This window comes from Oceanobacillus chungangensis, from assembly GCF_003369565.1.
Lineage (GTDB): Bacteria > Bacillota > Bacilli > Bacillales > Amphibacillaceae > Oceanobacillus > Oceanobacillus chungangensis.
The window spans coordinates 408655-421557 of sequence record NZ_PIOD01000005.1; the positions used below are offsets into that span (position 1 = coordinate 408655).

At 35.7% G+C, this 12903-nt stretch carries 10 protein-coding genes; all 10 read left to right on the forward strand.

The window, feature by feature from the left end:
* Positions 1-100: 100 nt before the first annotated feature.
* The 10 genes from araD to celB all read left to right on the forward strand — a co-directional run bounded on the left by araD (position 101) and on the right by celB (position 12889).
* Complete coding sequence (araD, locus tag CWR45_RS05595) at positions 101-793, forward strand: L-ribulose-5-phosphate 4-epimerase (protein WP_115748814.1); 693 nt, start codon at positions 101-103, stop codon at positions 791-793.
* Positions 794-805: 12 nt separating this feature from the next.
* A complete protein-coding gene (locus CWR45_RS05600) occupies positions 806-2515 on the forward strand; it encodes a ribulokinase (protein WP_115748816.1) in 1710 nt (569 codons plus the stop codon).
* On the forward strand, positions 2502-3986 hold the full coding sequence (gene araA, locus CWR45_RS05605) for an L-arabinose isomerase (RefSeq protein WP_115748818.1): 1485 nt from the start codon (positions 2502-2504) through the stop codon (positions 3984-3986). Before CWR45_RS05600 ends, araA begins: the two co-directional genes overlap by 14 nt.
* A gap of 416 nt (positions 3987-4402) precedes the next feature.
* Positions 4403-5479: a multiple monosaccharide ABC transporter substrate-binding protein gene (gene chvE / locus CWR45_RS05610; RefSeq protein ID WP_115748820.1), complete on the forward strand. Its 1077-nt coding sequence runs from the start codon at positions 4403-4405 to the stop codon at positions 5477-5479.
* Between the two features lie 79 nt (positions 5480-5558).
* Positions 5559-7085 carry a multiple monosaccharide ABC transporter ATP-binding protein gene (gene mmsA / locus CWR45_RS05615; RefSeq protein WP_115748821.1) on the forward strand — a complete coding sequence of 509 codons (1527 nt, stop codon included), beginning with the start codon at positions 5559-5561 and terminating at the stop codon, positions 7083-7085.
* Positions 7086-7088: 3 nt separating this feature from the next.
* Positions 7089-8246, forward strand: a complete 1158-nt coding sequence (gene mmsB / locus CWR45_RS05620) for a multiple monosaccharide ABC transporter permease (protein WP_115748823.1) — start codon at positions 7089-7091, stop codon at positions 8244-8246.
* A 271-nt stretch (positions 8247-8517) separates the two neighbouring features.
* The gene (locus CWR45_RS05625) at positions 8518-9627 is read left to right on the forward strand and encodes a GntR family transcriptional regulator (protein WP_115748824.1); all 1110 of its coding nucleotides are present in this window, start codon (positions 8518-8520) and stop codon (positions 9625-9627) included.
* A gap of 378 nt (positions 9628-10005) precedes the next feature.
* Positions 10006-10962 (forward strand): ATP-dependent 6-phosphofructokinase, encoded by a 957-nt coding sequence (locus CWR45_RS05630; protein ID WP_115748826.1) that lies wholly within the window; start codon positions 10006-10008, stop codon positions 10960-10962.
* A 273-nt stretch (positions 10963-11235) separates the two neighbouring features.
* Positions 11236-11541 (forward strand): PTS sugar transporter subunit IIB, encoded by a 306-nt coding sequence (locus tag CWR45_RS05635; RefSeq protein ID WP_115748828.1) that lies wholly within the window; start codon positions 11236-11238, stop codon positions 11539-11541.
* A gap of 19 nt (positions 11542-11560) precedes the next feature.
* Positions 11561-12889, forward strand: a complete 1329-nt coding sequence (gene celB / locus CWR45_RS05640) for a PTS cellobiose transporter subunit IIC (RefSeq protein ID WP_115748830.1) — start codon at positions 11561-11563, stop codon at positions 12887-12889.
* Positions 12890-12903: the final 14 nt, after the last annotated feature.

Below are 12903 nucleotides of genomic sequence, written 5' to 3' on the forward strand. Positions count from 1 at the left end.
ATTCTATTATTTCCACTTGAATATACGTACAAAATATATTATTATTGATTCATATTACAACTTATACGTACATATTTATAATAAGGGTGGTGTAAAGAACATGTTAGATGACTTAAAACTTAAAGTTTTAGAAGCAAATTTAGCATTACCAAAGCATAATTTAGTTACTTTTACGTGGGGGAATGTAAGCGGTATCAGTAGAGAGGATGAGTTAATTGTTATCAAACCTAGTGGTGTACCGTACGATGAATTAAAAAAAGAGGATATGGTTGTAGTTGATTTTGATGGAAAAGTAGTAGAGGGGGAGTTAAATCCATCTTCAGATACACCAACACATCTGGTTTTATATAAACACTTCGATAATGTTGGTAGCATAGTACATACACATGCACCCTACTCAACAAGTTTTGCGCAAGCTGGAAGAAACTTGCCGGCACTTGGTACAACACATGCAGATTATTTTTACGGAACAGTACCTTGTACAAGAGAGATGACGGAAGATGAAATAAATGGTGCGTATGAGATTGAAACTGGAAATGTAATTGTAGAAACGTTTAAAGACATTAATCCAAATCAGATGCCGGGTGTTTTAGTTTATAGCCATGCACCATTTACTTGGGGGAAGGACCCAAGCGAAGCCGTACAAAATGCAGTTGTCCTAGAGGAAGTAGCAAAAATTGCTTTACAAACATATCAGCTAGATCCAAATGTTCCCTCGATGGATCCATTACTTTTAGACAAACACTATTTAAGGAAACATGGTTCGAAGGCTTATTATGGTCAAAAAAATTAAGGAGTGCATCCAATGACTAATAAATACACGATAGGAATTGATTACGGAACAGAATCAGGTAGGGCAGTTCTAATATCATTAGAGGATGGAGCGCAGATTTCTGACCATGTAACACCATACAGACATGGAGTCATTGACAAAAAATTACCCGGTTCTAACCTTGAGTTAGGTCACGATTGGGCATTACAGCATCCTCAAGATTATCTAGAGGTATTGGGAAACTCAATACCAGCAATATTAAAAGATTCAGGAGTTAATCCAAATGATGTTATAGGAATAGGAATTGATTTTACTGCATGCACAATGTTGCCAATTGATGAAAACGGTGCACCACTCTCAGATAATCCAGAGTTAAGTAATAATCCACATAGTTGGGTGAAGCTATGGAAACACCATGCAGCACAGGAGGAAGCAAATAAATTAAATGCAATTGCAGAACAAAGAGGAGAGAAGTTCTTAGCAAGATACGGGGGGAGAATATCTTCAGAGTGGATGATAGCAAAGATATGGCAAATCTTAAATGAAGCCCCTGATATTTACGATAAAACGGATCGATTTGTAGAAGCAACTGATTGGGTTATCTCAAAGCTAACGGATAGTTTTGTACGTAACAGTTGTACAGCTGGTTATAAAGCGATTTGGCATAAAAAAGATGGTTACCCGGATAAGGATTTCTTTAAGACTCTAGATCCACGATTAGAAAATCTAACCGAAACAAAACTTCGTGGTGAGATTGTACCATTAGGAACAAAAGCTGGAGAACTTTCATTAGAAATGGCAGAACTTACTGGATTAAATGCTGGAATAGCTGTAGCGGTAGGTAATGTGGATGCACATGTATCTGTACCTGCTATGGGGGTAACCGAGCCTGGAAAATTAGTAATGACAATGGGAACCTCAATTTGCTCATTGCTTTTAGGAGAAATAGAAGTTGAAGTTGAAGGAATGTGTGGGGTTGTTGAAGACGGGATTATTCCTGGAATGTACGGTTATGAGGCTGGGCAGTCAGCTGTGGGGGATATATTTGCATGGTATGTTGATCAAGCAGCTCCAGAATACATTAAAAAAGAATCCGAAGAAGCTGGTATAGATGTTCACCAATTGTTAGAAAGGAAGGCAACAACCTATAAACCAGGTGAAAGTGGACTTTTAGCATTGGATTGGTGGAATGGTAATCGCTCCGTACTTGTAGATACGGATCTTACTGGATTGCTAATTGGAATGACTTTACAAACAAAACCTGAAGAAATATATCGAGCACTTCTTGAATCAACAGCGTTTGGTACACGCAAAATTGTAGATGCATTTCATAATAATGGTTTGGAAGTAAAGGAGCTTTATGTTTGTGGCGGATTACCATATAAAAATAAGTTGCTGCTTCAAATCTATGCTGATGTAACCAATCGTGTGATTAAGGTAGCTGATTCCTTGCAAACACCTGCATTAGGAGCAGCAATGTTTGGAGCGGTAGCAGCTGGTAAAACTATGGGTGGATATGACAACATAGTGGAAGCATCGAGAAAAATGTCTAGAGTAAAAGAAGAAGTAATTAAACCCATTCCAGATAATGTAGCGATTTATGAAAAAATATATCAAGAATATTCAATTTTACATGATTATTTTGGTCGTGGAGACAATAATGTTATGAAGCGTTTAAAAAAAATTAGATCAATTAATGAAACTAACATTGAAAGTAGAGGAATCATATATGCTAACAATTAGACCTTATGAATTTTGGTTTGTTACAGGAAGTCAGCATTTGTACGGAAATGAAGCACTGCAAGAAGTAGAAAAGCACTCTTCAGAGATTACTAGGCATCTAAATGAATCTAGTAACCTACCATTTAAAGTTACTTTTAAAGGCGTATTAACAAATGCAAGTGATATTCATAATTTGATTTTAAAAGTAAATAGTGATGAAAATTGCGCAGGAATTATTACTTGGATGCATACTTTCTCGCCTGCAAAAATGTGGATTTCAGGTTTAAAGGCGTTACAAAAGCCATTATTGCATCTGCATACACAGTATAACCGTGATATTCCTTGGGAAACAATTGATATGGACTTTATGAATTTAAATCAATCTGCACATGGTGACCGTGAATATGGGTTTATTGGTACCCGATTAAATGTACCAAGAAAGGTAATTGTTGGACATTATCAAAATGAAGCAACCACCACTAAAATAGCGGAATGGATGAAAACAGCTGCTGCCGTTACAGAAGGTAAAAATATCAGAGTTGCACGATTCGGAGATAATATGCGAAACGTTGCTGTGACAGATGGAGATAAAATAGAAGCCCAGATTAAGTTTGGTTGGACTGTAGATTACTACGGAATCGGAGATTTAGTAGAAGAAATAGAAAAAGTATCTTCAATTGAGGTTGAAGAAATTTATCAAGAGTACAAAGAGATATACGAACTGCCCGAGACAAGTAGTAATGCAGGTGAAATTAAGGACTCTATTATGGAACAAGCAAGAATCGAACTTGGTTTGAAAGCATTTCTATCAGAGAGAAACTATAATGCATTTACAACTAATTTTGAGGACCTCCATGGTATGAAGCAACTACCAGGGCTCGCTGCACAACGGTTAATGGCGGAAGGATATGGATTTGCGGGTGAAGGTGATTGGAGAACAGCTGCATTACTACGTATGATGAAAATTATGGCTAATAATAAAGGTACATCGTTCATGGAAGATTATACGTACCACTTGGAACCTAATAATGAACTGATTCTTGGATCACATATGCTGGAAATATGTCCTACAATCGCTACAACCAAACCTAGAATTGTAGTTAATCCGTTATCGATGGGAGGTAAAGCAGACCCGGCTCGGTTGGTATTTGATGGCGGAGAAGGAGAGGCAGTGGTGGCCTCACTAATTGAATTAGGCGGAAGATATCGTCTTGTCATTAATGAAGTAATCGGAGAGAAGTCTAGAAATGAAACCCCAAATCTTCCAGTTGCAAAGGTATTATGGAAACCTATGCCATCTTTAACAAAAGCAACGGAAGCATGGATATATGCAGGTGGTGCCCATCATACTGTATTCTCCTTTGAGGTAACGTCAGACCAATTGGAAGACTTTGCTGAAATGACAGGTATCGAGTGTATCGTGATTGATAAGGATACTAATCCAAGGAAACTAAGAAGTGAGTTGAAGATAGGTCAGGGAATTTGGGGATAAATTATTGAAACTATTATTATCTTAACAGAGTTTTTTTTCTAACCTCCAGCATGCCTAAATGATAGAAATACTTGTAGTAAGAACAAATAACCAACAACATTCAATTTGACGCAGTAACTTTAAGCCATTTTAATAGTTAAAATATATGATTGATGTAGTGTTTCGTTTAAGTAAAGAGTAAGCGCATAATCACCGTAATAAGAAGTTTTTTATAAACTTTTTGAAAGCGATGCCAAATAATAACTGTAATAAAAAATGGTTCTTTTCTAAAGGATTGTTGCTTTTTCAGTGATGGAAGATGATGAACGCAATGCTGATTTCCGCAACGGTCAATAAGTTTTCATGCCATCGCGGTATATAAGAAAGCAATAAACTATACGAAATAAGCCTAAGCAATATAACAAGGAGGAATTATAATGAAAAAAGTCGGTATTTTTCTATCAATCATAGTACTCACTGTTATTCTGGCTGGATGTAACAGTACCGCAAGTGGTGGAGATGGAGATGGTCAAACTGTTGGAATAGCCATGCCTACTAAATCATCTGAAAGATGGGTTAAAGATGGAGAGAACATGGTGGATCAATTTGAAGAACTGGGTTACAAAACGGATTTACAATACGCAGAGGATGTTGTAGAGAACCAAGTTTCTCAAATTGAGAACATGATTACAAAGGGTGTTGATATTCTAGTAATCGCCTCCATTGATGGTGAGGCCTTAACAGATGTACTAGATAAAGCAAAAAATCAAGATATACCCGTAATTGCTTATGACCGACTTATTATGAATAGTGATCATGTTAGTTATTACGCTACATTCGATAACTTCCAAGTTGGAGTATTACAAGGTGAATACATTGAAGAGAAATTAGGACTAGCTGATGGGGAAGGACCCTTCAATATTGAGTTGTTTGCTGGGTCGCCAGACGATAACAACGCATATTTCTTTTGGGATGGAGCAATGTCTATCTTAGAACCTTATATCGAGAAGGGGCAACTAGAAGTACAAAGTGGTCAAATGAGTTTTGAACAGGGGGCAACCTTGCGCTGGGATGGAGCAAAGGCACAAGAAAGGATGGATAACCTATTAAGTGCTCATTATGCTAATGAGCAGATAGATGTGATTTATTCTCCATTTGATGGGATAAGTCGTGGAGTTATTTCCTCATTAAAAGCTGTAGGTTATGGTTCAGGCGATAAACCAATGCCAATTGTTACTGGACAAGATGCAGAGTTGGCATCTATCAAATCGATTATTGCCGGAGAACAAACACAAACAATTTTTAAAGATACCCGTTTATTAGCGGAAAGTGCAGTAGATATGGTCGTATCCATTCTTGATGGTGAAGAGCCTGAATTGAATGATACAGAAACATATGATAATGGAGAAAAAGTTGTCCCTTCTAATTTGTTAGGACCGATTTCTATTGATATTGAAAACTATGTCAAAGAACTTGTGGATACTGAATATTATTCGGAAGATCAGTTGCAATAGGATTTTAGTATTTCTAGGATGGTTTAGTGCTGAACCTGCTGAATCATCCTGCAAATCTTTGATAAAGGTGTGAATAGGTATGGGTGGAACAATCTTGGAAATGAAACAAATTACAAAAGAGTTTCCAGGTGTTAAAGCTTTAGATAATGTTAATTTAAAAGTCCAAGAGGGAGAGATACATGCCCTTATTGGTGAAAATGGTGCTGGTAAATCTACTTTAATGAAGGTATTAAGCGGAGTTTATCCTCATGGGACGTATTCTGGAAATGTTATTTTTAAAGATGATACTTGCGAATTCAAAAATACGAATGACAGTGAAAATCTTGGAATTGTAATTGTTCATCAGGAACTTGCATTAATCCCACACCTGTCAATTGCAGAAAACATATTTTTAGGGAATGAACAGACAAATAGAGGTATTATCGATTGGAAAAAAACAATTATTGAAACACGACAGTTACTTAAAAAAGTTAGATTAAACATAGATCCCGAAGAGCAGATTAAAAATATAGGAATAGGTAAGCAGCAATTAGTTGAGATTGCAAAAGCTCTCTCTAAGAAAGTAAAGCTCTTGATTCTTGACGAACCGACAGCCGCTCTAAACGAAGAAGATAGTGAGAATCTGCTGCAGTTATTATTGGAGTTTAAAAAGCAGGGAATGACTTCAATACTTATTTCTCATAAATTAAAAGAGCTATTTAAGGTGGCTGATAGTATTACGGTTCTACGTGATGGCCAAACAATCAAGTCCTATTCTATAAGTGAAATTACAGAAAACAAGATAATTAAGGATATGGTTGGTCGTGACTTATCCAATTTATATCCAGAACGTGAGCATAATATTACCGATGAAGTAGTCTTTGAAATTAAGAATTGGTCAGTTTATGATCCGCGAGATTCAGAGAAAAAGATATTACATGATGTTAATGTGAATGTAAAACGAGGGGAAATTGTCGGATTAGCAGGGTTAATGGGTGCTGGAAGAACAGAACTTGCTATGAGTGTTTTTGGAAAATCCTATGGTAAAAGGATCACTGGACAACTTATTAAAGAGGGACAGGAAGTATCCTTTAAAAGTGTCGATCAAGCAATTAAAAATGGTGTTGCATATGTATCTGAAGATCGTAAGGAATACGGGCTAATATTAAATGATAGCATTAAGAATAATTTATCACTTGCAAACTTAAAAAAAGTAGCAAACAAGAACGTAATTGATAAGAACAGAGAAGCTGCTGAATCAGAATTATTGAAATCAAGAATAAAAATAAAATCGCCAACAATTCAACAAAAAGTAGGGAAACTTAGTGGAGGAAATCAACAAAAAGTAGTTTTGGGAAAATGGATATTTACTGATCCAGATGTTCTCATACTAGATGAACCAACACGAGGAATAGATGTTGGTGCAAAATTTGAATTATATAAGGTAATCAATGAACTAGTGGAAAAAGGAAAAAGCGTTATTTTGATTTCATCTGAATTACCAGAATTAATCGGCATGTGTGATCGGATATATACGATAAGTGAGGGGAAAGTCACTGGGAATATTGATAAGATTGATGCAAATCAAGAGACATTAATGACGTATATGACACAGGGGAGGGAGTAGGATATGAATGGTATGAAGCAATTAATTAGTAATAATTTGAGCCGCTTTGGAATGATTATTGCATTATTTAGTATAACAGTATTATTTCAAATACTAACAGATGGAGTTTTATTGACTCCATTAAATGTAACGAACATTATTATGCAGAATAGTTATATCATCATATTGGCAATTGGTATGATGCTTATAATAATTACAGGTGAAATTGACCTATCCGTTGGTTCCGTAGCAGCATTTATCGGAGCAATTGCTGGAATAATGCTTGTAACTTTTGATATTCCAGTAGTTTTAGCAATAATATTATGTTTATTACTTGGAGCTATCATAGGTGCATGGCAGGGATTTTGGGTAGCATATATTAACATACCTGCATTTATTGTAACTTTAGCTGGAATGCTAATATTTAGAGGGTTAACGTTAGTGGTCCTTCAAGGGCAGACACTGGCTCCATTTCCAAATGGTTTTCGAAGTATAAGCTCTTCTTTTTTACCGCAAATATTTAACGGAGGAGAACTTCAGTTATTTACAATAGTAATAGGGATAGTATTATCATTTTTGTATTTGTTTAATGAATTAAGACTAAGAAGAATAGATTTAAAGAATAATTTCAATACAACCTCATTGCCACTTTTTATTGCAAAAATAGCAACGTTAATAATAGTAATAAATGTTTTTACTTATACGCTCGCATTATATGAAGGAATTCCTTATGTTTTGATTATCTTGTTTGTTCTAATTGTTGGATATACATTTATCATGAACAAGACGATCCTAGGACGTCATATATATGCTGTGGGCGGTAATGAGAATGCTGCAAAATTATCAGGAGTAAAGACGAAGAAAATGAAGTTTTTGGTTTTTGTTAATATGGGGGCAATGGCAGCTTTAGCGGGACTAATATTTGCTGGTAGATTAAATGCTGCAACACCTCAGGCGGGTAATTTATTTGAACTGGATGCTATTGCAGCAGCCGTTATTGGTGGAGCATCAATGACTGGAGGGATAGGTACAGTATTAGGTGCCGTGATAGGAGCTCTAGTTATGGGTGTGTTAAATAACGGAATGTCATTAATGGGTATAGGAATTGATTGGCAACAGGCAATCAAAGGGCTTGTCTTACTTGGAGCTGTTGCATTCGATGTACTAAATAGGAATAAATGATTTTGATTTAAGCAAGTTAATTAATTGTTCATTAACTTGCTTAAAATTGTTGGGAGCTAATAATGCAAAACTTACGTACAAGAATAAACAATTAGTATACTCTCTTTCTATGAGGAAAATAGCTTTAAATAATAGAGATTACATATAACAGGTTTTATTTGCTAGTGCCCACATTGTTAGTAAGATTATTTATAACATGTTAAAATATTAGTAGAACTTATACGTTCATATTATAGTGGCTTGCTATCTTATGTATCATAGAGGTGTATGGATGAAAACAAAATATAGTATTGTAAAACAGTCTATAAAATCAAAAATATTAGATGGGACATATAAACCAAACCAAAAAATAAAATCTGAAAGTGAATTAATGGAAATATTTGGAGTTAGTAGACATACTGTAAGACTTGCAATTGGTGACTTGGTGACAGAAGGATGGCTGTATAGGGAGCAGGGGTCAGGAACTTTCTGCGCTGACCGTGAAAAAAATGGCTCGCAAATAAGTCATGCAAGGAATAAAGAGATTGCAATTATTGCTACTTATATTTCGGATTATATTTTCCCTTCTATTATTAGAGGTGCGGAAGAATATCTTAGTAAAAATGGATACCAAGTAAGTATATTCAGCACAAACAACGATCATGAAAACGAAAAAAGGGTATTAGAAAAAATTCTTACTCAAAATTTTGATGGCGTAATCATTGAGCCAACGAAGAGTGCAATATCAAACCCTAATATTAATTATTATTTGAATTTAGAAAATCAAAAAATCCCGTATATTATGATCAATGCTTACTATGATGAGTTGGAGCCACTTAGTGTTACTATGAATGATGAAAAAGGAAGTTATCTTCTAACGGAGCATTTAATTAATTTAGGACATAACAATATTGTTGGCTTTTTTAAAACAGATGATAATCAAGGATCAAAAAGAATGAAGGGCTATTTAAAAGCGCATCGAGATCTTGGTAAATCAATAAATCCAGCAAATATTGTAACCTATAGATCAGATGAGAAAAATAAAAAGCCTGTTGAGGAATTCAGTAGAATTCTTTCTTCTACCAGTGAACGCCCTACTGGAATTGTTTGTTATAATGATGAACTAGCTGTTAAGTTATTAGATGTTATTCGCGAACAAAAATTAACTGTACCTGAGGATATTTCGATAGTCGGTTTTGATAATTCCTTTTTAGCAGAGGTCACAGAAGTTAAGCTAACAACTATTGAACATCCAAAGAGTGAGATGGGAAAAGTTGCGGCTAAATTAATTTTAGACCTTATTAATGAAAAAAAGGGTCTGAACAAAGAGAAAGATAAGGCACAATCAGTAGTCTATGAGCCAGAAGTTATAATACGTAGTTCTACAAGAAAAATAAATTAATGAAAAAGAGGGTTACCCATATGAATTTATTGGATATTGGTAACCCTCTTTTTATGACTGTAGTCAGTTTTAGCACGAAAAAAGTGTCAGATAAAGAAAACCATTTGTTGTATATGATATAGTGAAACTTTATTCAGTGGGACCCTCAAGAATGAATTATTTAGCTGTCAATTCTATGTTTCAACAATCGTTAACTAATATCATTCCCAAAATGTGATTCTACAATCTAGTTAATAGGATATTACTGCGAGCTACCAATAAATCATAAATGGTTCTCTGAAATTTTCACAAAAACAGTGTATAATAAAAAGGCGTTTTCAAAGATTTTAGCAGTAAATATATAATAATTACATAAAATTTATTTTGAGGTGTTTATGAATGAGTAAATTAGGAATTATGACAAGTGGCGGAGATGCGCCTGGGATGAATGCTGCAATTAATGCTGTTGTAAAGGCTGCCAATTACTACGAGCTAGAAGTAATGGCAATTCAGTACGGATTCCAGGGTTTAATAGATGGAGAGATTTATCCACTAGATTCTAATGAATTTGAAAACATTACTGATAAAGGTGGCACCATATTAAAAACATCAAACAGCCGACATTTTAACGAAGCGATAGAAGAAAAGAAAGCGTTAAATGCGCTAAATAAATATGATATCAGTACTTTAGTAATTATTGGTGGCGAGGGATCATTTAAAGCGGCTAATACATTGCATCAACAAGGTGTAAAAGTAATTGGAATCCCTGCAACGATTGAAAATAATTTTGCATACACAGAATATGCAATAGGATTCGATACGACTGTAAATACAATTTTGGAAAGTATAGCAAGGATTAAAGATACGAATTTATCACACGATAAGACATCAATTGTTGAAGTAATGGGACAAAATTGTGGAGATTTAGCTTTGTACTCAGCTCTAGCTGGTGGCGGAGAAATCATTTCTACTCCGGAAAATAAATTGGATCTAGATGCGATATGCGCTAAATTAAGTACAAGAATCAGTAATGGGAGAAGGGATAATCTCATTATTGTAAGTGAAAATCTGCATGATATTGACGAGCTGCAAAAAGGGATTGAAGAAACGCTAGACATTAGTGTACGAACATCCGTATTAGGTCTTTTGCAAAGAGGGGGACATCCATCGGCATTTGATAGAAGAATAGCAAGCAGAATGGGTGTGGCTGCGGTAGAGCTATTAAAGGATGGTCATTCAGGCAAGGCTGTTGGAATTAGGGATAATAAGATAATCAATGTTGATTTTAGTGATGTGCATACTAAAGTGAAGGATAAGCAAGAGAATTATCGATTGGCAGAAATTCTTTCACGTTAAATTACTTTATTCTAGTAGCTTCTAATTATTCTAAATGAGATAATTTTTATAGATATAAATATTTGTAAGATAGATAAGATAACCTAGAATAATTGGTTATCTTTTTTTCTATTTAAGAAAAGTCAAATGGACTTACCGCTTTCGACAAACTTTGGGAAGCGACAGGCACCCAAAATTGCATGAATAATACTAAACTTCCACAATATACTTTATATAGGTAATTTGGCGGCCATAAAAAATGGAAGCGCTTACCTAAATAAAGGGGGAGATTATATGAATATTTTATTATGCTGTGCAGCAGGAATGAGTACGAGCTTACTAGTAACGAAAATGGAAGATTATGCAAAGGAACAGGGATTGGAATGCAGGATTTGGGCGGTGTCTGCAAACGAAGTCAATGATCATGTCGACGATGCAGACGTTCTTCTTTTAGGACCGCAAGTGAGATATTTACTTCCTAAAATGAAGAAAATTGGCGAGGAAAAAGGAATTCCAGTTGATCTGATTAACTCTGTCCATTACGGCTTGATTAAAGGTGACGAGGTTGTAAAGTTCGCTAAGAGCTTAATTGTTTCATAATTATCAGGGGGGCTTACCGATGAGCAAAATTAATGTTTTTCTAGAAGAAAAAATGATGCCTGTTGCTGGTAAAATAGCTGCGCAAAGACATTTACAAGCACTGCGGGATGGTATTATTTTAGCAATGCCGCTCATTATTATTGGATCTCTTTTCCTCATTCTAGGTTTTCTGCCAATTCCCGGCTATAACGAGTGGATGGCAAGCATATTCGGTGAACTTTGGCTGACAAAATTAACGTATCCAGTAACCGCAACGTTTGATATTATGGCACTTGTTGCGACATTTGGGATTGCATACCGTCTAGCAGAACACTATAAGGTCGATCCGCTGAGTGCTGGCGCTATCTCGTTATCTGCTTTTATTTTAGCAACACCTTATTTTACGATGTTTACCCCAGCGGGTGCGGAAGCAGCGATTGAGGTAACTGGTGTTCTTCCGATTGCTTTACTTGGAAGTAAAGGACTATTTGTAGGAATATTAATCGCTATTCTATCTACTGAAATATTCCGGTACATTATACAAAAGGGCTTGGTAATTAGAATGCCTGCTGGAGTTCCGCCAAGTGTAAGCAAATCATTTGTCGCGCTTTTTCCTGCTGCAATAGTGATTATCGTTGTTTGGCTGCTTCGTCTGATTATTGAAGTGACACCATTTGAGAGTTTGCATAATATTGTTGGCCAACTGCTGCAGGAGCCACTCAGTGTTTTCGGTACAACATTAATTGGTGCCATTGTTTATGTGCTGCTTGTCCACCTGCTTTGGGTTTGTGGTCTCCACGGTGCAGCAATTATTGGCGGTATTATGGGGCCAATCATGTTAGCTGCAACAGATGAGAACCGTTTAGCTCTTCAGGCTGGAACGGAGATTCCCAATATTGTAAATGCGCAGTTCTTTGACATTTTCATTTTTATGGGCGGATCTGGTGCAACCTTAATGTTTGCTATTATGATGCTCATATTTGCAAAAAGTCAGCAATCAAAGCAATTAGGTAAATTGGCCATAGGACCAGGAATATTTAATATAAATGAACCGATTGTCTTTGGGGCTCCAATAGTAATGAACCCAATATTAATGATTCCTTTTATTTTAGCTCCAGTTGTAATGGTTATATCAACATTCGTTCTGATGCATATAGGGTTTGCACCGAAAACAACAGGTGTCGCTGTTCCATGGACAACACCGCCAATTATTGGTGGAATTTTAGCGGCCGGTGGGAATTGGCGGGGTGGAATGATGCAGGCTATTAATTTAGTCATCGCGTTCGCTATCTATTATCCATTCTTTAAAGTATGGGATAAACAAAACTTACAATTAGAAATAGGAACGGAAAGCGATAAAGAGAATTAATAGAAAAACAATCA